The organism is Rathayibacter sp. AY1F4 (assembly GCF_002931775.1).
In the GTDB taxonomy this organism is placed as follows: domain Bacteria; phylum Actinomycetota; class Actinomycetes; order Actinomycetales; family Microbacteriaceae; genus Rathayibacter.
Genome location: NZ_PSVE01000017.1, coordinates 66,849 through 87,383, shown reverse-complemented (window position 1 = coordinate 87,383; position 20,535 = coordinate 66,849). Strand labels below are relative to the sequence as shown.

The window sequence follows — 20,535 nt, the reverse complement described above, 5'->3', positions numbered from 1 at the left end:
CCAGCGCTACTTCGTCTCGACCGATCTCGGATCCGGAGTGAAAGGCTGACCATGTCTCCCACCCTCACCACTGTCCCCTACCGTCTCGAGCGCGTCGGCGTCGTGATGGAGCCCGCCCCGGGCGACGAGCTCGAAGCCGAGGGGGTGCTCAACCCCGGCAGCGGCCGCGGGCCCGACGGCGAGCTGTACCTCCTGCCCCGGATGGTCGCCGCCGGCAACGTCTCCCGCGTGGGCCTCGCCCGCGTGGTCGTAGAGGGCGGCGTGCCCGTCGGAGTCGAGCGCGAGGGCGTCGTGCTCGCGCCCGACCGCGGCTTTGAGCGCGGCGCGCACAACGCCGGCGTGGAGGATCCGCGGATCACCTTCATCGAGGCGCTCGGCCTGCACGTGATGACGTACGTCGCCTACGGGCCGCTCGGGCCCCGGACGGCGCTCGCCGTGTCGGAGGACCTCCGCGACTGGCGGCGCCTGGGCCCGGTGACCTTCGCCTACGACGACGCTCTCGACATCGACCTGGGCCTGTTCCACAACAAGGACTGCGTGTTCTTCCCCGAGATCGTCGCCGCCCCGGACGGCACCCGCTCGTTCGCGGTGCTGCACCGGCCGATGTGGGACCTCGGCGAGACGCGGCCGGGCGAGGGCGTGCGCCTCCCGGCCGGGATCGAGGACCCGCGGCAGAGCATCTGGATCAGCTACGTGCCGGTGGACGAGGTCGACCGCGACCTGGCGAGCCTCACGCGCTGGACGCGGCACCGGTTCCTCGCGGGCCCGGAGTTCGCGTTCGAGGAGCTGAAGGTCGGCGGCGGCCCCGCGCCGCTGCGCGTGCCCGAGGGGTGGCTGCTCATCCACCACGGGGTGACCGGAGTGATCGACAGCGCCTTCGCGCAGCAGCAGCACGTGAACTACTCGGCCGGAGCGATCCTCCTCGACGGCGACGACCCCTCGCGGGTGATCGCGCGCACCGCCGAGCCGCTGCTCGAGGCCGAGACGGAGGAGGAGCGCAGCGGGATCGTCCCGAACGTCGTCTTCCCGACGGCGATCGAGGAGATCGACGGGCAGCACTACGTCTTCTACGGCATGGCCGACTCGAAGATCGGCGCGGCCCGCCTCGTCCGCACGGACGGCTGACACCCGTTGCCGATCGAGGAGCCCGCGCAGCGGGCGCCTCGAGATCGGCCCCCACACCCCCACCTCAAGGAGAGTTCGATGACGAACACGCTCACCAGATCGGCGGCCGTCCTGGCCGCCGCCACCCTCACCGTCGGGGGCCTCGCCCTCGGCGCGACCCCCGCGCAGGCGGCCGAGCCGCTGACGAACACGGCGCACCTCGACTTCCTCCTCGACACCGCCACTCCGGTGCCCGAGCCCGGCCACACCACCTACCGGCTCGACGAGGAGCCGACCCTGGTGATGCCGTGGACCTACGCCGACGCCCGCGACGGCGGCACCTTCGAGCGCGTGGGCGGCGGCCGCCTCGATCCGGCGACCGGCGACTATGAGCAGGGCGCGTTCAACACCGACGACATCTCGCGCGCCGCGGTCGTCTACCTCCGCCACTGGCAGCAGACCGGCTCGACCGAGAGCCGCGAGAAGGCCTTCGAGACGCTCCGCGCCCTCGCCTACTTCCAGACCACCGAGGGCGACGACGCCGGGAACGTGGTGCTCTGGATGCAGACCGACGGGGAGCTCAATGCGAGCGCCGAGCCGGTCGAGCTGCCGGATCCGAGCGACTCCGAGGACAGCTACTGGCTCGCCCGCACCCTCTGGGCGCTCGGCGAGGGCTATGCGGCGTTCCGCGACACGGATCCGGAGTTCGCCGCCTTCCTGCAGGAGCGGCTGCGGCTCGGCGTCGGCGCGGTCGACCGCGAGGTGCTCACGCGCTACGGCGAGTACGCGCAGGCCGACGGCGTGCAGGTGCCGGCCTGGCTGATCGTCGACGGCGCCGACGCCACCTCGGAGGCGCTGCTCGGCCTCTCCGCCTACCTCGAGGCCGCTCCCGACGACTCCGCGGTGCGCTCGAGCACGGCCGAGCTCGCCGAGGGCGTCGCCGCCTACGCCCGCACCACGACGACGGAGGCGGACACCACCGCCTGGCCGTACGGCGCGATCCTCCCGTGGACGAAGTCGCGCACGCTCTGGCACTCCTGGTCGTCGCAGATGGCCGGGGGACTGGCCGCGTCGTCCGCGGCGCTCGACGACTCCTCCCTCCTCGAGCCCGCGCTCGTCGACGGCGCCCGCTTCGCTCCGGAGCTGCTCACCGCCGGCGGCCCCGACAACGGCTGGAACCCGACTCCGACCGACCGCGTGCAGATCGCGTACGGAGCCGACTCCCGCCTGCAGAACTCGCTCGCCCTGGCCGACGCCACCGGCTCCAGCGCCTTCACCGACCTCGCGGCCGTGCAGGGCGCCTGGTTCTTCGGCCTGAACCGCAGCCTCGGCCCGGTCTACGACCCGGCCACCGGAGTCGTCTTCGACGGCGTCCAGGCCGACGGGTCCGTCAACCGCAACAGCGGCGCCGAGAGCACGATCCACGGCCTGCTGGCGATGCTGGCGCTCGACGAGCACCCGGACGTCGCCGACCGCGCCCGCTCCGTCGCCACCGAGCGCTCGCGCGACGGGCTGACGCTGGTCGAGGCCGAGAGCGCGCGCGGCGGCACTGTCGTCACGCCCGAGTCGTCCTGGACGGGGGAGGCCGGCTGGAGCGGCTCGTACCTCTCGCTGACCGACCCGCGCCGCGCGGTGTCGATCCCGATCGGCCCGTCCACGCAGGACCGCGTGGTGGAGGCCGTCATCGACCAGCCGCAGCGCGGCACGGAGCGCACGCCCCTGAGCGTCTGGACGTCGGGCACGCGTCCGCTCGACCTGCTCCGCTCGACGGTCGGGACGCAGGGGGTCACGGAGGCGTCGGGCGCGCTGCTCCCGGAGAAGCTCCGCCGCACCGTGCCGGCCGGATCGTCGAGTGTCCAGGTCCGCCCGCTGAGCGGGCAGACGCGCCTCGACGCGCTGCTGGTGCGACCGCTGATGACGCGCCTCGTGGTCGGAGGAGAGGGCGGCCGCACGGAGCTGATCCGCAACTCGACCGACGGCGTGCGCACCACGGCGATCGGCGTCTCGGGGGGCTCCGGCACCCTGCGCGTGTACTCGCAGGACGGCGCGCTCGTGAGCGAGACGTCGCCGTCCGGTGCCGTCTCCGTGCAGCTGCCCGCTCAGGGCTTCGCGGTGCTGGTGGGCTGAGGGCGTCCCTGCTGGTCGAGTAGCCGCTACTCGATCGGCAGGTGGCGGTGAGTGCACAGAAGTCGCGGTACTCGCGTTCGAGTACCGCGACTTCTGCGTTCTCGTGGGGCGAGGGCGGCGGGGAGGCGCGAGGCTGGGCGGGGACCATCAAATGGATGAGAGCGCTCTCTCGAAAACGCTTGACCTCTCCGAGGGCGTGCGTAAGCTCGCCGCACACCTCGTGAGAGCGCTCTCACATTCGCGGAACAGCACGCGTGAGAGCGCTCCCAGGGGTGCCCCACCACCATCACGAAGGAGTGACCGTGCCCTATTCACGACGCACCAGGATCGCCGCGGCGATCGCCGGCGCCTCGGCCCTCGCCCTGATCGTCACCGGATGCTCGTCGGGATCCGACGCCTCCGAGGGCGGCGAGATCGAGCTGACCGTCACCACGTTCAACGCCATGGGCTTCGACGAGCTCTACGGCGAGTACGAGAACGCCAACCCGGGGATCACCATCGTCCCGAACAACATCGACACCGGCGGCAACGCGCGGACCGACGCGTTCACCAAGCTCGCCGCCGGGTCCGGACTCGCCGACGTCGTCGCCATCGAGGAGGGCTGGCTCGGCTCCGTCATGGAGGTCTCGGACCAGTTCGTCGACCTGCGCGACCACGGCATCGAGGACCGCAAGGCCGACTGGGTCGACTGGAAGTACGAGCAGGCGACCGACCCCGAGGGACGCGTCATCGGCTACGGCACCGACATCGGACCCGAGGGCCTCTGCTACAACACGGCCGCCTTCGAGGCCGCCGGCATGCCCACCGACCGCGCCGCCGTCGCCGAGATGCTCGGCGGACCGGACGCGACCTGGGACGACTACTTCGCCGCCGGCCAGAAGTACCACGATGCCACCGGCAAGGCGTGGTTCGACCACTCCGGATTCGTCTGGAACGCCATGGTCAACCAGCTGCCCGAGGGGTACTACACCTCCGACGGCGAGCTGAACGTCGAGGGCAACCCGGAGCTCGAGGAGCGCTGGGGTCAGCTGACCGACGCCACCGCCTCCGGCCTCTCGGCCGCGCAGAAGGCGTGGGACTGGAACAAGGGCAAGTCGTTCACCGACCAGACCTTCGCCACCTTCGTCTGCCCGGGCTGGATGTTCGGCACGCTGAAGAGCAACGTCGAGGCCGGCGGCGGGAACGCCGAGGCCACCGGCTGGGACTTCGCCGACGTCTTCCCCGGCGGCCCCGCCAACTGGGGCGGCTCGTTCCTCTCGGTTCCGACCCAGTCGAAGCACCCCGCCGAGGCCGCCGCGCTGGCGTCGTGGCTCAGTGAGCCGGAGCAGCAGCTGAAGGCATTCGAGGCGGCCGGACCGTTCCCGAGCACCCTCGACGCACAGAAGGAGCTCGCCTCCGCGGCCGCTCCCGACCCCGGCATGAACGACTCCCCGACCGGCGCGATCCTCGCGCAGCGCGCCGAGGGCGTCGTCGCCCAGTACAAGGGCCCGGACGACTCGCTGATCCAGGAGAACGTCTTCGGACCGGTCCTGCAGAAGGTCGACCGCGGCGAGATCGACGGCAAGGAGGGCTGGAACGAGGCGCTCCAGCTCCTCGGTGAGCTCGTCGACTGATCCGGTCGGGCCGACGCCCGGGGGCTGACCCCTCCGGGACGAGGCCCCACCATCACGGGAGGTCCGGCCGCCACCGGACCTCCCGGTCCCCGTGCGGCCGGGCCGCCCGCATCCCGGGCCGCCTCGCCGCACGGGAGAAACGCTGCCGCCCGCCGGACCGAGACCTCTCCGGCCCCGCCGCACGAGAGACTCCGGCCCCGCCGCATCCCCTCCGACTCCGACTCGACCTCGAAGAGAGCGCCATGACGAGCACACTCACCCCGCCGGCCACGGCGACGCCCCCCGCGGGGAAGCGGCGCCCGGCGCCCCGACTCCCGCTGACCTTCCGCCAGCGCGCGAGCCGCTTCGACGTGAAGGCCTCGCCCTACCTCTACATCTCGCCGTTCTTCCTGCTCTTCGCGCTCACCGGTGCGTTCCCGCTGGTCTACACGCTCGTCGTGTCGCTCTACGACTGGCAGCTGCTGCAGGGCCAGGGCGACTTCGTCGGGTTCGCGAACTTCGCGGCCGTGCTCGGCGACCGCTTCTTCTGGAACTCGATCGTCAACACGCTGAGCATCTTCCTGCTCTCCACGATCCCGCAGCTCGCCGTCGCGCTGCTGCTCGCGGCCGCCCTCGACCAGGCGCTGCGGGCCAGCACCTTCTGGCGGATGAGCATCCTGCTGCCGTACATCGTCTCGCCGGTCGCGGTCGCGCTGATCTTCTCGAGCGTCTTCAGCGACCAGGAGGGCCTGATCAACAATCTGATCGGCCTCGTGGGCATCAGCCCGATCGAGTGGACGAACGACCGCCTCGCCAGCCACGTCGCGATCGCGACGATGGTCAACTGGCGCTGGACCGGCTACAACGCCCTCATCCTCCTCGCCGCCATGCAGGCCGTGCCGCGCGAGCTGCACGAGTCGGCCGCGATCGACGGGGCGAACGCGTTCCGCCGCTTCCGCTCGATCACGATCCCCAGCATCCGGCCGACCCTGATCTTCGTGATCATCACCGCCACCATCGGCGGCCTGCAGATCTTCGCCGAGCCGCGCCTGTTCGACGTGTCGAACGCGGGCGGCATCGGCGGGTCGGACCGGCAGTTCCAGACCACCGTCCTCTACCTCTGGGAGATGGCGTTCTTCCGCCAGAACTTCGGAGAGGCGGCCGCGATCGCGTGGCTGCTGTTCCTCCTGATCGTGCTGATCGGCCTGCTGAACTTCGCGATCTCGCGGCGGATCGCCTCCGTCGAGAACCGGATCTCGCAGCGCTCGAAGCGCCGTTCCGCCCGCCCCGCGATCGCCGACGAGATCGCCGCCGCGGACCCCCTGCTCACCACCACCGGCCTCGGCCAGAACGAGAGCGAGCGATGACCGCCCCCGCCACCTCCGCCGCCTTCCCGGTGCGCCGCGTCCGCGCCTCCCGCGCCGGCCGCGTCGACCGGCCCGGCTTCCTCACGTACGGGCTGCTGAGCGCCTTCATCCTCGGCTCGACCTACCCGCTGTGGTGGTCGTTCGTCGTGGCGAGCGGCTCGAACGCGACCCGCAGCGAGACCCTGCCGCTCGTCCCGGGCGGCAACTTCCTCGCCAACGCCTCGCAGGTGCTGACCGCGATCCCGTTCTGGACGGCGCTGCTGAACAGCGTCATCGTCTCGGGGATCATCACGCTCTCGGTCGTGTCGTTCTCGACGCTCGCCGGCTACGCCTTCGCGAAGCTGCGGTTCCGCGGGCGCGACGGCCTGATGATCGGAGTGGTCGCGACCATGGCGATCCCGACGCAGCTGGGCATCATCCCGCTGTTCATCCTGATGCGGCAGCTCGGCTGGACGGGCTCGCTCGGCGCCGTGATCGTGCCGACGCTGGTCACCGCGTTCGGCGTGTTCTTCATGCGGCAGTACCTGGTCGACGTGATCCCGGACGAGCTGATCGAGGCGGCGCGCGTGGACGGAGCGAACCAGTTCCGGACGTTCCTCACCGTCGCGGTCCCGGCCGCGCGACCGGCGATGGCGATCCTCGGGCTCTTCACGTTCATGATGGCGTGGACCGACTTCCTCTGGCCGCTGATCGTCCTCAGCCCCACGAACCCGACCCTGCAGACGGCGCTCGCGCAGCTGCAGTCGGGCTACTACGTCGACTACTCGATCGTGCTGGCCGGCGCCGTGCTCTCGGTGATCCCGCTGCTGGTGCTGTTCCTCCTCGCCGGACGCCAGCTCATCGCGGGCATCATGAGCGGAGCGGTGAAGGGCTGACGCCCGAAGACTCCCGCGGGACCGGGTCGGGGGACATCGGACCGCGGGACGGGGGCCTCGGGCCCGGGGCCGTGGTGCTCCGGGTCCGGGGGTCGGGGGCTGCGGTGAGGGATCGGGCAGTGCACTGGGCGGCCGGTGGGTTCGCGACCCGGCCGGTCGTCGTGCTCGGAGCATCCCGACCACTGCCGCGCAGGATCCCGCCGATCACGCTCCGCCCGAGACCTCCTGGCCCGACCTCACGCCGCCTAGGCTGGCGCGGAGGAGGCGACATGGAGCCGAAGGACCCGCGCGACGAGGACAACTCGAGCGGGCCGGCGCAGCCGCGTCCGGGGGACGGGCCGACGCCGTCCGAGCAGGCGCTGCGCGCCATCCGCGACGTCGCGAACGGGGCGGACCCGACGAGCGAGGCGTTCCGGCTGTCGAACGACTTCACCGACCGGCAGGCCGAGCGGCTCCGGAGACTCCTCGCGCGCTTCCGCCGCGGGCGCTGACGGGCGCGAGGCTGCCTGACGCCAGCGGCGGGCGATCGATCGCTGCGCGCCGGTCGTGTCGGCGGTTGCCGAGGCGGCGCCCCGACCGCTCTGCACCACCCCGCACGGCCTCGATCCGCGCCCTCGCGGGCCGCGGACTCACTCCGCCGGCCCGCTCCGCCGCCCCGCATCACCCCCGGATGGCCGCGATCCGCGCCCCTTCGCGCCGCGGACGCCTTCCACGGGCCCGCTCCTCCGGCGCTCGGCTAGCCTCGGAGGCACCCGCGAGGAAGGCCTGCATGACCCACGACACCGCCTCGGCCGCCCCGACCCTCGAAGCCGTCGCCGCGCTGGCCGGAGTCTCCCGCGCGACGGTCAGCCGGGTCGTCAACGACTCCCCGCGCGTGAAGGACGGCGCCCGGACGGCCGTGCTCGCCGCGATCGAGCAGCTCGGCTACGTGCCCAACCGCGCCGCGCGCTCCCTCGCCAGCCGCCGCACGCAGACCGTCGCGCTCGTGGTGCCGGAGTCGGCGGCGAAGGTGTTCGCGGATCCGTTCCTCGCCTCGGTCGTGCAGGGCGCCGCGATGGCCTTCGCCGGCACCGAGTACACGCTCACCATCGTGATCGCGTCGGAGGCGGCGCCCGAGAAGACGCGGCGCTACCTGCTCGGCGGCAACGTCGACGGCGCGCTCGTCGTCTCGCACCACAGCGGCGACCACTCCTACGCGCAGCTCGGCGCCTCGCTCCCCGTGGTCTTCGGCGGGCGGCCGCTGACGGAGGAGGGCGGCAGCTACTTCGTCGACGTCGACAACACCGGAGCGGCGCGCGCGGTCACCGAGCACCTCCTGAGCCTCGGCCGCACGGCCCCCGCGATGATCGCGAGCCGCCAGGACATGCCCGCCGCGATCGACCGCCTGTCCGGCTGGCGCTCGGCCGTCACCGCCGCGGGGCTCGACGACTCGCTCGTCGAGTACGGCGACTACTCGCCCGAGGACGGCGCGACCGCGATGCGCCGCCTGCTCGACTCCGGCCGGCCGATCGACGCGGTCTTCGCCTCCAACGACCAGATGGCGGCGGGCGCCCTGACGGCGCTGCGCGAGCGCGGCCTCATGGTGCCGGGCGACATCGCGCTCGCGGGCTTCGACGGCGACTACTTCGCCGAGGCGAGCGAGCCGCGCCTCACCACGGTGCGCCAGCCCTCCACGGGCCTCGGCGAGGCGATGGCGGACGTGCTGGTGCGCCTCCTGGCCGGCGAGGAGGTGCAGCGCGTGACGCTGCTGCCGACTGAGCTCCTGGTGCGCGGCTCCACGGTCGCGGGCGCCTGACCCTGAGCTGAGTGCGCTGACCCGTTCGCTGAGTCGCCCGGATCGGCTCCCCGCTGCGGTGTGTCGCGAGCCGATCCGGGCGACTCAGCGCGGGACGGGCTCGTCGGGGATCTCGAGCAGGTGGAAGGGGCCCCGGGGGAGCGGACCTGTGCTCCACAGCGCGACGACAGCCCAGCCGAGGTCGGCGTGCGCGACGGCGCCCTCGGGCAGGGTCCGGGTGAAGAGCGCGTAGTCGACACCGTCGAGGGGGAGGGCGCTCACATCCCACGCGGGCCGGTCGGCGGCCAGCTCCTGAGCCCGCGCCTCCGCCGCCACCATCGCCGCTCGCGTCCGGTCCCCGGGCAGGCCGGCGGGGATCGCCGAGAGGAGGAGCGAGCCGATCGCGAGCGCGGCCGTCGCGACCGGGTCGGTGACCACTCCGTGCACCGAGCCGCGCGGCCCGAGGCGGACACCGGTCAGCCGCAGCGTGCGGACCGAGTACGAGCCGCCGTCCCGCTCGGCGCGGACCGAGAGGTCGTCGACCGGCCCGTCGTCCGTCCGCCCGCTCCCGTCGACGGACCACGGATCGGAGACGGGGACCAGCGCGCGCACGCCCTCATCCGACTCCCTGCGGCGCCGCCGGTCAAGAGGCGCGGGGCCAGGACCGCCGCTGAGCTGCCCGCATCGGCTGGCAGGTCCGCCGTGTCGTGAGCAGATCCGGGCACCTCAGTGCGGAGGTGCGGAGATGCTGAGGCCCGCCGGCGCCGCTCAGAACTCCTCGTAGTTGTAGGGCTCCGGGTCCTCGTCGATCACGGGGCGCGCGATCGTGGCGCGGTTGCTCTTGATGCGGGAGCGGATGTCCTCGACGGCGGCCTCGACCGCGCCGGTGGTCGACTCCTCGTCCCTGATGGAGACCTCGACGGGGACGGCGACGAGCTCGCTGCTCGCGTCGAGCGTCATCTTCGCCTCGATGAGCTCGCCGTCCTCGGTGAACGCCGGGACCGTGACCGCTTCGGAGTGCTCCTGGCGGTCGATCGCGGTCACCAGGTCGAGGAGGGCCTCGGTCACGGCGTCGGTCGTCACGAAGCTCTTGGAGGCGTAGGTCAGCTGCTGCATGACTCCCACCCTCCCGAACCGGAGCGCCCCTCGCACGGGGTTGCGCCTCGTCGGCTCAGCCCGTAGCGGAGGGTCAGCCCGCCCGGCGACGGCCTGCGGTCGTCGTCTGCGCCCGGCGCTGCGCCGAGACCGGTCGCGGGCTCACGGTACCGGCGCCGCGACCGGGACGGGACGCGCAGCGACCCCGGCCGCGCGCCGCGTCGCCCAGTTGTTGAGCAGCAGCGCCGTCACGACGATCGCGGCGCCGAGCAGGGCGACGGGCCCCGGCCGGTAGCCCCCCGCCATGCTGATCGCGAAGGTCGTGACGGGGACGAGGTTCTGGAAGAGCGTGCCGTTGAGGGCGCCGAGCAGCTTGATCCCCGTGTTCCACAGCAGCACGGCGACGACGCCGGCCAGGAGGATCAGGTAGGCCAGCTGCGGCCAGGCCGCGAGCACCTCGGCCCCGGTCGGCGGGTGCGCGGAGCCGGTGACCGTCGCCACGGCGACCGCGACGGCGATGGAGGGGCAGCCGAGCGCGGTGGTGAGCGTCGAGTACCGCAGCGCCGACCAGCCGGGGAAGGCCGCCGCTCCGCGCGTGTAGACGACCCAGCAGATCGCGCCGAGCAGGGCGAGCAGCTCGCCGAATCCCAGCTCGCCGTCGAGGAGGAGGGCGACATCGCCGCGGGTGACGACGAGCGCGACTCCGGCGAGCGCGAGCAGGATGCAGCCGACAGTCGCCGTCGGCGGGAGGCGGCGGGCGCCGATGCTGGCGAGCACTGCGCCGATCGCGGGCATCATCCCCATCATCAGGCTGACGTTGGGGGCCGACGTGAACCGCAGGGCCGTGAAGGCGAGCAGGCCGAAGCCGGCGAATCCGGAGGCGCCCAGCAGCGCCAGCCGCCACCCGCGGCCGTCGAGGCGGAAGGCGCCGAGCCCCTCCGCCCGGGCGAGCAGCGCGGCCAGGACGACCGCAGCGGCCGTGTAGCGGATGAGGGTCATGAAGAAGGAGTCGACCGTCGAGGCGATGCTGTCCGCGACCGGGAGCATGCCGCCCCAGAGGATCGGCGGGATCAGGCAGAAGAGCAGACCTCGCGACCGCATGGCGCCCCTGACCAGTCCTGTGCGGCCGCCCCGGGCGGGGGCCGTCGCTCGATCGTGGACCCCGGCGCCTCAGCGCGCAAGAGCGCGGCGGCCCCCCGAAATGCCCGCGCCCGGCATCCGCCCGGACTCGCCTGCCCCGCCCCTGATCCCCGCGGCGAGAGGCCACTCCGATACGCGACACGCCGCGCGAGGTGTGCTCGACCGGCATCTCGTGGAGGGGATCGGTGAGGTGGGCCGGAGGAACGGCCGGGTCTAGGGTGCTGGCAGAGGGGCGGCCGCCGCCGCCTCCGATCGCCCGTTCGAAGGAGAACACCATGCACCGTCGTCTCACGGCCACGCTCGCCGCGATCGCCCTCGCCCTCGGAGGAGCCGTCGCCGTCGCGACCCCCGCCTCCGCCGGCCAGCTCGTCTACCAGAACGGCGGCCCGGGCAACTGCTTCGAGGTCCGCTCGCAGCGCGACTCCCTGGGCCGCGCGCAGGTCACGGTGTGGTGGCACTGCAGCGAGGCCCGCAACGTGAAGGTGATCTGGAACAACGGCCCGGACAGCGGCTGCAACAAGATGAGCGTCATCAACCGCAAGTTCAGCGACAGCTCGGGCGTCCAGTCCCGCTTCGACCGCCTCGTCTCCTGCTGACCCGGTCGGACCCGCGCTGACCCCCTCCGCGAGATGCCACTCCGGTACGCGGCACGCCGCACGAGGCGTACCCGAGCGGCCTCCCGCGGGAGGGAGGCGGCGGCGGCGGCGCTCAGTGCTCGGCGCGCCCCGAGTCCTCGATGAGGCGGACCTTCACGTTCACGGCCAGCGGACCGGAGACCGACGGGTCGGCGGCGAGCAGCGCGTGCATCCGCTCGCCCACCAGGCGGAGCGTCTCGGGGGCCGGCAGTGCGGCGGACGCGGCGATGTGCGCGCTCACCGTGGTGAAGCCCTCCGACCGGTCGATGTCGACCAGCACGTCGGGCTGCCGCAGGTCCAGCTTCACGGCGAGCGCGTCGGCCGCGGCCTCGACGATCGGCTGGGCGGGGTAGACCCCCGCGACGCCTTCGATGTCGCGGATCTCGGCGGTCAGCCGCTGCGAGAGCTCGGTGTCGTCGGTCATTCCCGCTCCTCCCGGTGGGGGTACACGTCGTCGACGGTCACATCGATCGCGCCGACGGTCAGCTCGGTGTGGCGCTCGAGGGCGTAGCGGATGCGCTCGCGCAGGCGGTCGGCGGCCACGGCGACCGGCAGGCCGAACTCGAGGGCGCAGGTCACGTCGATCCGGACCACGGCGCCGGGAGCCGAGACGTCTCCGTCGAGGGTGCAGCGGCCCATGATGACGCCGCCCATCGTGTCGCCGGCGCGGCGGATCATCCCGCGCACGGCCGCCTCGGTGAGCGCCAGGCGGAGGGTCGGGTCGGGGTGGCGGACGGGGATGTCGCGGCCGGAGCGCACCTCGGAGCGGATCGCGTCGAGCAGGCCGGCGATCCAGCCCTCGTCGCGGTCGGGCTCGCGGTCGGCCTCCTGCCGCAGCGCCCGCGCCGAGAGCTCGGTGAGGCGGGTGAGGTTCGCGAGAGCGAGCCGGCACGCGGCGGAGTTCTCGATCGAGGGGTCGCGCGGCTCGCGGCCGCGGTCGAGGTACTCGCCCAGCTCCTCGAGCGTGTGGCCGTCGAGGTCGTCCTCGGGCACGGCGGCGTCGTCGGTCATCGCCATGCCTCCAATTCGTGGAGCAGGAATCGACGGGCCCGGGCGAGGAGGCCGCGGACCGTCGAGACGGGGAGTTCGAGAGCGTCGGCGATCTCCTGGTAGCTGTAGCCGGCGGTCTCGCGGAGTAGCCAACAGCGTCGCTGATCAGCAGGCAATCGGTCCAGCGCTTCCCAGACCGCGTCCAGCTGGAGTCGCGCCTCGACGATGCGCTCGGGGGAGTGCTCGGGCGGCGCGGGCGGATTCCAGTCGTCGATGTCGTCGTGGCGGCGGCGGACGCGGATCCGGTCGATCGCCTTGTGGGTGACGATGCGCATCAGCCAGTTGCGGATGTGCGCCGGGCTGTCGAGATCGGCCAGACGCCGCCAGCCGGTGAGGAACGCCTCCTGCACCACGTCCTCGGACTCCGCCTCGGAGCCGAGGAGCTTCGCGGCGTAGACGCGCATGAGCGCGCCGTGGCGGCGGGCGAGCTGCTCGAACGCCTGCACGTCGCCGTCGACGGCGCGCGCGGCGAGGGTCGCGTCGGACGCGTTCAGGAGGGGGTCGTCGTCGATGAGCGCCTCCTCCGCGGTCCCGCGCGCGGTGTCCCCGCGCGCCGATGCCCTCAGTGTGGGGCGCCGTCCGGCATGACTACCAGCCTTGACATCGGGCCGCCGAATCCGCTGGCCGGATTGCGAGTGCCGCCGAGGGGGGACGTCTCGAGACGGGATTCGTGACATTCCGGCTCCTCGACACGTCTTGATTGGGTACCCCTCGTGCGTCCCCCCGAGCGCACGGACCCCGAACCCGGAAGAAGTCCCCCATGCACTGCTCCCTCCGCCGCCGCCCCGGGCGGACGTCATGAGCGAGTCGACCTTCACCCTCGGCAGCCCGTTCGCGGGCGACGAGCGGGCCGACCGGCGCTACGAAGCCTCCGGCGACGATCCGTCCGCCGCGTCCGCCGTCTACTCCGAGGCGTACGGCGGAGGCGAGTTCCGCGTCGCTCCGTCGCAGCGCGGCTTCTCCTATCGCTACGCCGTCCGCGGCAGCGACCGGGTGACCCTGCGCACCTCCGACTGCTCCGGCGCCCTCACCGGCCAGGTCCCCCACCTGAAGGAGTACGTCGTCGGCTGGTTCCGCGCCGGCGGCGGACGCCTGAACCTGCCGCCGGTCACCCGGACCGGCGCGCTCTCGGCCCCGTTCCTGTTCCCCGCGGAGCGCCAGTTCGGGCTCGAGTTCGAGCCGCACCGGCAGAACCTCATCCACTTCGCCCCCGGGTTCCTCGAGGACGTCGCGACCGAGACGCACGCCGGCCCCCGCCAGCCCGTCTCCTTCGACCACGGGGCGGACGCCGACCCCGGCGTCCTCGCCCGCTGGCGCGCCGCGGTGACGGAGGCGAGCGCCGCGCTCGCGACGGCCGCGATCACGCCGCTCGTGCGCTTCACCGCCGAGCTCGACCTCGCCCGCGTGCTGCTCCTGCTGTTCCCGTGGCGCGCGTGGGACGTGCCGGCCGTGCTGCGGCGCCCGTCCGCCTCCCGCACCCGGGTCGCGCTCGACTTCCTCCAGCACCACGCCCACGAGCCGATCACCCCGGCCGACGCCGCCCGCGCGGCCGGCCTGCACACCCGCACGCTGCAGCAGGCGACGAAGCGGCACCTCGGAGTGTCGCCGTCGGTCTACCTGCGCGACGTGCGGCTGGACCGTGCCCACTCCGACCTGGTCGCCGGCGACCCCTGCTCGACCACCGTCGCCGCGGTCGCCCGCGAGTGGGGCTTCGGCAACCTCGGCCGCTTCGCGAGCGCGTACCAGGTGCGCTTCGACGAGAAGCCGAGCCACACGCTGCGCCGCTGACGCGCAGCCCCTGTGAGCCGTGAGGGTCCGGATCGTCTCACGGCGGTGCCGGGCCCTCGTCGTCTCCGGGGGCCTCCCGAGGGACTGTCTCGGAGGACGGTTCCACGGCTCGCCGGGCGTTCGTGCCTCTCGGCCGACCGGCCGCGTCGGAGACGGCCGCCGAGGTCATCGGCCCCGTTCATCGGCGCCACGGACGACAACCTGCCCGCAGATCGACTGCCCTGCACCGAGCCGCCAAGAGGAATGTTCGAGCCTGACGCCCAAGACCCACTCGGCAGCCTCAACCCGTAGGACGCGCAGCGAAGTGTTCCCGTCAGCAGCTCGCTACAGGCTGCCATCAGCAGCGGCGCGGCAGTCTCCGCAGCGACGTCCGCCCCGACGGGATCTTCCCGCTGGTGTCGACGGATCTCTCTCCGGCTCAGTACTCGATCGCGAGGCGGTCGCGGTCGCGGAAGAACTCCGACGCCGGGTCGTCGGGGTCGGAAGATCCGGAGGTCATCCCCTGCCGCAGGGAGACGACCCTGCTCGCTCACATCCGTGTCGCGCCTGCTCTGCAATGTCCTCTGGGCCCCGGCTGAACCCGATCATCCGTACCTCCTTCTTCATCTTCCTCTCGGCTCGGCCAGCCGGGACGGACGAAGGCAACGGACCGCGCGAATGATTCCAGCCGACGGGCCTGTTCGCTGGCCGGTGGCGGCGAGGCGGATTCCTGCCACGACGTGGCGAGGGCGATCATGCCGCCCATCGTGAAGACGACACCGTCATCCGTGGAGGAGAAGGGGATGCTGCTGGTCTCCGTGAAGGCTCCGTGGCGCATCCACGAGGAGAAGGCTGCTGCGAGGACGAGGGCGAATCGATCGGTGCGCGGGAGTGAGCGCAGCTTCCGGAAGAACAGGCGGTCCTCGTGCATCCTCGCCAGGAAAGGTTCGATTCCGCGCTCGGCGACCACGGCGACGAGCTCCTGCTCTCCGTTGTCCATCACCGGTGAGCCGGCAGGGCGGACGCCTTCGAGGAGCCGGTGGTAGATGACGTCCATCATGAGGGCTCCGACGTCCCGGTAGTGGTTGTGCAGCACCTGCCGGCTGAGACCTGCGCGGAGAGCGACGGCGCTCATCGTGATGACCGCACCCTCCTCCGCCTCCCAGATCAGCTGGGTCATCGCGTCGATCAGAGCGGCGCGGGTGCGGAGGACCCGGGGATCGATTCGAGCGGGTCGCCGCGGCTCAGGGGTCGTCGGCGAGTCCTTCGTCGGAGTCATGCCTTCATTCTCGCAGATCGAGGCCTGTTGTGTACAGTTGTCAACAACACACCATCTGTAAAGGAACTGAGATGACCACTCACGACGGTGCCGGTCCCCGGCCCGCTCCCCAGCCCGATCACGCCCGCCTCGCCGAGACCGTGGCGGGCGGGCCGCTGACGTCGGAGGGGCCGGGTTCCGTCCACCGCTACCGCAGTCTCGTCCTCGGCGCGGTCGGAGTGCTGATGCTCGCGATGGCTATGCTGATGGGCTACTCCGGCGCCTTCTCGCAGCCGCAGCTGAACAACGTCGAGCTGGCCGTGACCGGGGACGCCTCCTCGATCGTCGCGCTCGAGCAGCAGGAGGCGCTCGAGCTCACCGTCGTGGAGTCGGATGCGGACGCGCAGCAGCTGGTGCGGGATCGGGACGTGGACGGTGCGGTCGTCCTGCCCGCCGCGGGCCAGGGCGGCACGGTCACGACCTACATCGCCAGTGGCAGCGGGCGGAGTCAGGCACTGGCCATCGCCGCCGCAGGCACGACCATCGCGCAGAACCTCGGCGCCACAGACGCGACGACCGACCTCGCCCCACTCCCCGAGAAGGATCCGGGCGGATCCCTCGAGTTCTACGCCGTCCTCTTCGTCACCCTCGGGGCGTCATTGGGTTCGACCCTCTTCGGCCGCATCCTGGGAACCGTCGACACGGCTACCCGCTTCGTCGAGCGCAGCATCGTGCTCGTCGTCTACAGCGCGGCCCTCGCGGGCCTCGTGACCCTCTGGATCGCGAAGGGCCTGGAGGGCGTCACCGTCGACCCGTGGGCGGTCATGGCGACCCTGACCCTCACCGCGCTCGCGGTGGGTGGCGCGGTCACCGGCGTCGCAGCCGTCGGCGGGACCATCGCGGCGCTGGCCGTCACCGTCCTGCTCGTCGTCCTCGGGAATCCGTCCACGGGAGGACCGCTCGGGATCCACCTCCTCAACGACTTCTACCAGTCCCTCTACTACGTCTTCCCTCAGGGCGACGGTCTCGAGATCATCCGCTCGATCCAGTACTTCGACGGCGCCGCGGTGGCCGGACCCGTCGCGCGCCTCGCGATCTGGGCGACGTGCGGCGTCCTCCTCGCCCTGGTCGCGATGCTGCTGCGGAGCCGCCGAGAGGCGAGAGCGTCGAGGAGCCACCGCTCGGCGTCCGCGACCGAGCACTTCGTGCAGATCGACCGGCAGGCCCCGGCGGCGACCCCGCAGGCGGCGCTCAGGGGATCCGCGTCCCGTCACGGCGGGACGGGCGAGGTTCCGACGGAGCCGGTCGCGGGCTGACCCGCGGGCTCGGGCCGGCCTGCGGGCTCGGGTCGAGGAGGACGCGACCGGTCCTCGTCCGCCCGAGCCCGGGAGCCGTGGATCAGGCGTTGTAAGCGACGTAGTGCAGCTCGGCCCGGTCGCGCTCCGTGTAGAGGTCGAGGTAGGACTGCGCGATGACCTCGGCGGCGGCATCGGGGTGCCCGCCGTTGATGAGGGCGGAGATCGCGACGTGGGCGACGTGGACGCCCTGGGGCTCGAGCGCGTCGTGGAGGTTGAGCGTCCAGTTCCGCAGGCCTGCGGCGGCGATGCCGATGTTCGCGTAGGCCGCGTTGGGGGTGATGGAGCCGCCGCCAGTAGTGACGAGGATCGTGCCGCTGCCGGCGGCGATCATGTCAGGGACGACCTCGCCGATGGCGCGGAGTGCGCCGCCGAGGTAGAAGTCGATCTGCGGCTGCAGGTTCTCGGCCGTGACCTCGAGGACGGCGGCCGGGGCGAGGGACACGTCGGCGGGGGAGAACTCGAGCACGTCGATCGGGCCGAGCTCGGCCCTGACCGCCTGAAGCGCAGCGGTCAGCGTCTCGGGCGCTGCGATGTCGGCGGCGAACCCCTTCGCACGGATCCCCTCTTCTGCCAGGAGGGCGGCCAGGCCGTCCAGCTTCTCCTGGTTGCGGGAGAGGAGGGCGACGGTGAAGCCGGTGCGACCGAAGGCGCGGGCGATCTCGAGGCCCAGGCCGGGGCCGGCGCCGATGATGGTGAGGAGGGGCATGAGTGATCCTGACGTCTGGCGCGCCGATGCGCGGGCGATGACCGCTAAGTTGAGTGCGGGCTCAGTATCACGGTAGACCTAAGTTGAGGTAGGGCTCAAGAAGCACGGGAGATTCGCATGGCAGAGCAGAGGGCCCTTCGCCGCGACGCTCGGGAGAACATCGAGAAGCTGCACTCCGCCGCTCTCGAGATCTTCAGCGCCCGGGGTCTCGCCGCCCCGCTCGAGGACATCGCCCGGCATGCCGGCGTGAGCATCGGCACGCTCTACAACCGCATCGGCTCCCGCGAGGCCCTCATCGACGCCGTGATCCCCGCGGTCGCCGGGGCCAAGCTGAAGGACCTCACTCGGCGCGCGCTCGCGGAGTCCTCCTCGCGTGCGCGCCTCGAGCGGTTCGTCTCGGGGATGATCGACCTCCAGCTGGAGGACCCGGCGCTGAACGACGCGATGCTGCGCCGCTTCCCGGATGCGACCGCGCTCATCAACGCCTGCACCGGCTCCATCGAACTCGGCCGCGACCTCGTCGACGCGGCGCACCGCGACGGCACCCTCTCGCCCGACTTCACGCACGACGACCTGATGGCCATCCTGTGGATGGCCGGCGCGACCAGCCGCGAGGCGAAGGCCCCGCTCGGCTGGCGCCGCGTCCTGGACCGCAGTCTCGCCGGAGCCTGGACGACGCCGAGCCTCTGACCGGTGTTGAGGCAGCTCAGGAGACGGGTGCACTCCGCCCGTGCTCGACGCCACCACTGGGACCGACGCCGCGCCAGACCTGCGAGCGCAGAACCAGGCACTCGATCGCTTGGCACCGTACGGACCATCACGGAGTTCGGCGACCTCTAGTTCGTCGAGCGGCGGCAGTCGCTGACGGGTCATTAACAGGGCGCAGTCCGGTGCCTGTCGGACCGGTCCTCCTCGCCGCCGTGGATCTTCGCGGTGAAGCGCGGGCCGCGTTTGGGCGGCAGAAGCGCGGTCGCGGTCAGCGAATGCCCGCCCTGCGCAGGTCATCGGCGAGGCCCCACGCGTGATAGCGAATGATCGCGGCGACGCGATCGAGTTCAGTCGCGCTGGCCTCTGCCAGCGGAATGGAGCAGCTGATCGCGTCCGTCGCGGGGATGCGGTAGGGGACCACGGCGCTGATGCACGACACTCCGAGGGTGTTCTCCTCGCGCTCGATCGAGTAGCCGCGCGCCCGGGTCTCCTCCAGCTGCTCCGCCAGGTGGACAGCATCGGTCACCGTGTCGGCCGTTAGGGCGGGCAGTCGGCCGGGGGGCAGCACACCCGAGACCTCGTCCGGACTGAGCTCGGCGAGCAGCGCCTTCCCCAGCGCGGTCGCATGGGCGGGCAATTGGCGGCCGACGCGCGAGGTCAGCCGGTGCGACTCGCTCGCCTCGCGGGTGGCGAGGTAGATCACATTCGGCCCCTGCAGACGGGCGTAGTGCGCGGTGTACCCCGATGCGTCCCGGATGAGCTCGAGGGTTCTCGACGCCCGCTGGACCGCTCCGTCGCGGTCGAGGTAGGAGGTGCCGACGACCAGTGCCCGGTATCCGATCTCGACACCCGAGCCGTCATCGGTGAACTGGATCCAGCCCGCGTCGGCCATGGTGTGCAGCAGCTGGTGCAGGCTCGACCGGGGGTAGCCCGTCTGCCGGTGCAGGTCGGTGACGGAGATGGGCGCGCGGGCCTTTCCGAGGGTCTCGAGAATCGTCAGGGTGCGTTCGGCCGATTTCACCGTGCGCACCGGACCCGCACCGACGTCGTCAGTGTCGGGGGCGACCTTCAGTTCGCGTGGCCCCGCATCGACTTCGACCATTCTCTTCACCACGCCTCCCCGAGCGCACTGTCCATGACCCCACCGCCGACCCGGTCGGTCAACGGGAGCGGGTCGGGGCTCCCCAGGGAGGCCGCCCACTGTTCAGCATCGTCCTGTGGACGATATCCGATCCGCAGTCCGGCTTCGCGGTTCAGCCATCCTCGGGTGTTGGCCGACGTGCCCCAGACGACGTGGCCACCTTGATGCGCCGTGGTCGCCGTGGCCTCGATCAGTCGGCAGAGGTCGCCGGGTGACAGCCAGACCGAGAGAGAACGGGGATTGGAGGGCAGCGCCTCGGTCGTGCCGAAGCGCGCAGACACGACGGTCATGCCGAAGCGGTCGGCGTACAAGCGCCCGAGGGCCTCCATCGCCGCTTTGCTGACGCCGTAGTAGGAGTCGGGGCGAGGGGCGAGCTCGACGACGGACAGCGTCTCGGCCGCCGTGGCGTAACCGACCGCATGAATGGAGCTCGCCAGCAAGAGCTTCATGACGCCGGCCGATCGTGCCGCTTCGAGCACCGTCCGAGTTCCGTCGATGTTCGTCGAGAGGATGTCCGGCCAGGCTCGCTCCTGGGCGAAGCCGCCCAGATGGACGACGACGTCGACGCCCCTGGAGGCTGTCGTCATCACCTCCAGGTCGGTGATCGAGCCGCTGACGAAGGTCTCGGACGAGCGCAGTGCGTCCCGCGGCTCGACGAGGTCCAGAAGCGCGACCGACCACCCGGCATCGGCCAGGATCGGCCGGATGAGCGAAGCGACCATCCCCGAACCGCCGGTCATCAGCAGACGTCGCTCCATTGCACACACTCCCTTGTTGACGGCACCGGATCTGGTATGTAGCTTAGCGCACACGTTCACAAAGATGGAACGTGTTTACA

General features: G+C 72.0%; 21 protein-coding genes. 11 read left to right on the top strand and 10 right to left on the bottom strand.

Going from position 1 to position 20,535, the window contains the following annotated elements:
• Positions 1-51: 51 nt before the first annotated feature.
• From C5C59_RS11915 to C5C59_RS11885, 7 genes are all read left to right on the top strand, one after another.
• On the top strand, positions 52-1,125 hold the full coding sequence (locus tag C5C59_RS11915) for a glycosidase (protein WP_104238930.1): 1,074 nt from the start codon (positions 52-54) through the stop codon (positions 1,123-1,125).
• Positions 1,126-1,203: 78 nt separating this feature from the next.
• Positions 1,204-3,231 (top strand): hypothetical protein, encoded by a 2,028-nt coding sequence (locus C5C59_RS11910; RefSeq protein WP_104238929.1) that lies wholly within the window; start codon positions 1,204-1,206, stop codon positions 3,229-3,231.
• Positions 3,232-3,533: 302 nt separating this feature from the next.
• A complete protein-coding gene (locus C5C59_RS11905; protein WP_104238928.1) occupies positions 3,534-4,844 on the top strand; it encodes an ABC transporter substrate-binding protein in 1,311 nt (436 codons plus the stop codon).
• Between the two features lie 242 nt (positions 4,845-5,086).
• Positions 5,087-6,190: a carbohydrate ABC transporter permease gene (locus tag C5C59_RS11900; RefSeq protein ID WP_104238927.1), complete on the top strand. Its 1,104-nt coding sequence runs from the start codon at positions 5,087-5,089 to the stop codon at positions 6,188-6,190.
• Positions 6,187-7,065 (top strand): carbohydrate ABC transporter permease, encoded by an 879-nt coding sequence (locus tag C5C59_RS11895; protein WP_104223961.1) that lies wholly within the window; start codon positions 6,187-6,189, stop codon positions 7,063-7,065. The genes C5C59_RS11900 and C5C59_RS11895 overlap by 4 nt, the downstream gene beginning before the upstream one ends.
• Before the next feature lie 269 nt (positions 7,066-7,334).
• A complete protein-coding gene (locus tag C5C59_RS11890) occupies positions 7,335-7,556 on the top strand; it encodes a hypothetical protein (RefSeq protein ID WP_104239696.1) in 222 nt (73 codons plus the stop codon).
• Positions 7,557-7,834: 278 nt separating this feature from the next.
• Entirely contained in the window at positions 7,835-8,860 is a 1,026-nt protein-coding gene (locus C5C59_RS11885) for a LacI family DNA-binding transcriptional regulator (protein ID WP_104239697.1), read from the top strand.
• An 84-nt stretch (positions 8,861-8,944) separates the two neighbouring features.
• On the opposite strand, the gene C5C59_RS11880 is transcribed toward C5C59_RS11885, so the two are convergent.
• The 3 genes from C5C59_RS11880 to C5C59_RS11870 form a co-directional block, all read right to left on the bottom strand.
• On the bottom strand, positions 8,945-9,451 hold the full coding sequence (locus tag C5C59_RS11880; RefSeq protein ID WP_104239698.1) for a hypothetical protein: 507 nt from the start codon (positions 9,449-9,451) through the stop codon (positions 8,945-8,947).
• Between the two features lie 156 nt (positions 9,452-9,607).
• On the bottom strand, positions 9,608-9,955 hold the full coding sequence (locus C5C59_RS11875; RefSeq protein WP_104239699.1) for a hypothetical protein: 348 nt from the start codon (positions 9,953-9,955) through the stop codon (positions 9,608-9,610).
• A 141-nt stretch (positions 9,956-10,096) separates the two neighbouring features.
• Positions 10,097-11,035 carry a DMT family transporter gene (locus C5C59_RS11870; RefSeq protein WP_104251278.1) on the bottom strand — a complete coding sequence of 313 codons (939 nt, stop codon included), beginning with the start codon at positions 11,033-11,035 and terminating at the stop codon, positions 10,097-10,099.
• Between the two features lie 314 nt (positions 11,036-11,349).
• On the opposite strand from C5C59_RS11870, the gene C5C59_RS11865 reads away from it, so the two are divergent.
• Positions 11,350-11,670 (top strand): hypothetical protein, encoded by a 321-nt coding sequence (locus C5C59_RS11865; protein WP_104238104.1) that lies wholly within the window; start codon positions 11,350-11,352, stop codon positions 11,668-11,670.
• A gap of 112 nt (positions 11,671-11,782) precedes the next feature.
• Here C5C59_RS11865 and C5C59_RS11860 read toward each other — a convergent pair whose 3' ends face one another.
• From C5C59_RS11860 to C5C59_RS11850, 3 genes are read right to left on the bottom strand one after another with little or no spacing between them, the layout of a single operon-like run.
• The gene (locus tag C5C59_RS11860) at positions 11,783-12,133 is read right to left on the bottom strand and encodes a hypothetical protein (RefSeq protein ID WP_104223972.1); all 351 of its coding nucleotides are present in this window, start codon (positions 12,131-12,133) and stop codon (positions 11,783-11,785) included.
• Positions 12,130-12,726 carry an Asp23/Gls24 family envelope stress response protein gene (locus C5C59_RS11855; RefSeq protein WP_104238105.1) on the bottom strand — a complete coding sequence of 199 codons (597 nt, stop codon included), beginning with the start codon at positions 12,724-12,726 and terminating at the stop codon, positions 12,130-12,132. Before C5C59_RS11855 ends, C5C59_RS11860 begins: the two co-directional genes overlap by 4 nt.
• Positions 12,717-13,205 (bottom strand): RNA polymerase sigma factor, encoded by a 489-nt coding sequence (locus C5C59_RS11850; protein WP_258062751.1) that lies wholly within the window; start codon positions 13,203-13,205, stop codon positions 12,717-12,719. The genes C5C59_RS11855 and C5C59_RS11850 overlap by 10 nt, the downstream gene beginning before the upstream one ends.
• A 352-nt stretch (positions 13,206-13,557) precedes the next feature.
• Here C5C59_RS11850 and C5C59_RS11845 point away from each other — a divergent pair, with 352 nt between their 5' ends.
• Positions 13,558-14,547, top strand: coding sequence for a helix-turn-helix transcriptional regulator (locus C5C59_RS11845; RefSeq protein WP_104238107.1), 990 nt, complete (start codon positions 13,558-13,560; stop codon positions 14,545-14,547).
• A gap of 529 nt (positions 14,548-15,076) precedes the next feature.
• Here the strand turns inward: C5C59_RS11845 and C5C59_RS11840 are convergent.
• Entirely contained in the window at positions 15,077-15,706 is a 630-nt protein-coding gene (locus tag C5C59_RS11840; RefSeq protein ID WP_146082815.1) for a hypothetical protein, read from the bottom strand.
• A 170-nt stretch (positions 15,707-15,876) separates the two neighbouring features.
• On the opposite strand from C5C59_RS11840, the gene C5C59_RS11835 reads away from it, so the two are divergent.
• Positions 15,877-17,100, top strand: a complete 1,224-nt coding sequence (locus tag C5C59_RS11835; protein ID WP_104238109.1) for a hypothetical protein — start codon at positions 15,877-15,879, stop codon at positions 17,098-17,100.
• Positions 17,101-17,182: 82 nt separating this feature from the next.
• Here the strand turns inward: C5C59_RS11835 and C5C59_RS11830 are convergent, their stop codons facing one another.
• Positions 17,183-17,848 carry an SDR family oxidoreductase gene (locus C5C59_RS11830; RefSeq protein WP_104238110.1) on the bottom strand — a complete coding sequence of 222 codons (666 nt, stop codon included), beginning with the start codon at positions 17,846-17,848 and terminating at the stop codon, positions 17,183-17,185.
• 117 nt (positions 17,849-17,965) lie between these two features.
• On the opposite strand from C5C59_RS11830, the gene C5C59_RS11825 reads away from it, so the two are divergent.
• Positions 17,966-18,538 carry a TetR/AcrR family transcriptional regulator gene (locus C5C59_RS11825; protein ID WP_104238111.1) on the top strand — a complete coding sequence of 191 codons (573 nt, stop codon included), beginning with the start codon at positions 17,966-17,968 and terminating at the stop codon, positions 18,536-18,538.
• Between the two features lie 286 nt (positions 18,539-18,824).
• Here C5C59_RS11825 and C5C59_RS11820 read toward each other — a convergent pair whose 3' ends face one another.
• Positions 18,825-19,658 (bottom strand): IclR family transcriptional regulator, encoded by an 834-nt coding sequence (locus tag C5C59_RS11820; RefSeq protein ID WP_104238151.1) that lies wholly within the window; start codon positions 19,656-19,658, stop codon positions 18,825-18,827.
• Positions 19,659-19,663: 5 nt separating this feature from the next.
• Positions 19,664-20,455 carry an NAD(P)-dependent oxidoreductase gene (locus C5C59_RS11815; RefSeq protein ID WP_104238112.1) on the bottom strand — a complete coding sequence of 264 codons (792 nt, stop codon included), beginning with the start codon at positions 20,453-20,455 and terminating at the stop codon, positions 19,664-19,666.
• Positions 20,456-20,535: the final 80 nt, after the last annotated feature.

Bases quoted from the DNA above. Each gene is read 5' to 3' on its own strand.
- C5C59_RS11915 (WP_104238930.1), top strand. From the start codon at position 52: ATGTCTCCCACCCTCACCACTGTCCCCTACCGTCTCGAGCGCGTCGGC.
- C5C59_RS11910 (WP_104238929.1), top strand. From the start codon at position 1,204: ATGACGAACACGCTCACCAGATCGGCGGCCGTCCTGGCCGCCGCCACC.
- C5C59_RS11900 (WP_104238927.1), top strand. From the start codon at position 5,087: ATGACGAGCACACTCACCCCGCCGGCCACGGCGACGCCCCCCGCGGGG.
- C5C59_RS11895 (WP_104223961.1), top strand. From the start codon at position 6,187: ATGACCGCCCCCGCCACCTCCGCCGCCTTCCCGGTGCGCCGCGTCCGC.
- C5C59_RS11890 (WP_104239696.1), top strand. From the start codon at position 7,335: ATGGAGCCGAAGGACCCGCGCGACGAGGACAACTCGAGCGGGCCGGCG.
- C5C59_RS11885 (WP_104239697.1), top strand. From the start codon at position 7,835: ATGACCCACGACACCGCCTCGGCCGCCCCGACCCTCGAAGCCGTCGCC.
- C5C59_RS11875 (WP_104239699.1), bottom strand. From the start codon at position 9,955: ATGCAGCAGCTGACCTACGCCTCCAAGAGCTTCGTGACGACCGACGCC.
- C5C59_RS11870 (WP_104251278.1), bottom strand. From the start codon at position 11,035: ATGCGGTCGCGAGGTCTGCTCTTCTGCCTGATCCCGCCGATCCTCTGG.
- C5C59_RS11865 (WP_104238104.1), top strand. From the start codon at position 11,350: ATGCACCGTCGTCTCACGGCCACGCTCGCCGCGATCGCCCTCGCCCTC.
- C5C59_RS11860 (WP_104223972.1), bottom strand. From the start codon at position 12,133: ATGACCGACGACACCGAGCTCTCGCAGCGGCTGACCGCCGAGATCCGC.
- C5C59_RS11855 (WP_104238105.1), bottom strand. From the start codon at position 12,726: ATGGCGATGACCGACGACGCCGCCGTGCCCGAGGACGACCTCGACGGC.
- C5C59_RS11845 (WP_104238107.1), top strand. From the start codon at position 13,558: ATGAGCGAGTCGACCTTCACCCTCGGCAGCCCGTTCGCGGGCGACGAG.
- C5C59_RS11840 (WP_146082815.1), bottom strand. From the start codon at position 15,706: ATGACCCAGCTGATCTGGGAGGCGGAGGAGGGTGCGGTCATCACGATG.
- C5C59_RS11835 (WP_104238109.1), top strand. From the start codon at position 15,877: ATGACCACTCACGACGGTGCCGGTCCCCGGCCCGCTCCCCAGCCCGAT.
- C5C59_RS11830 (WP_104238110.1), bottom strand. From the start codon at position 17,848: ATGCCCCTCCTCACCATCATCGGCGCCGGCCCCGGCCTGGGCCTCGAG.
- C5C59_RS11825 (WP_104238111.1), top strand. From the start codon at position 17,966: ATGGCAGAGCAGAGGGCCCTTCGCCGCGACGCTCGGGAGAACATCGAG.
- C5C59_RS11820 (WP_104238151.1), bottom strand. From the start codon at position 19,658: ATGGTCGAAGTCGATGCGGGGCCACGCGAACTGAAGGTCGCCCCCGAC.
- C5C59_RS11815 (WP_104238112.1), bottom strand. From the start codon at position 20,455: ATGGAGCGACGTCTGCTGATGACCGGCGGTTCGGGGATGGTCGCTTCG.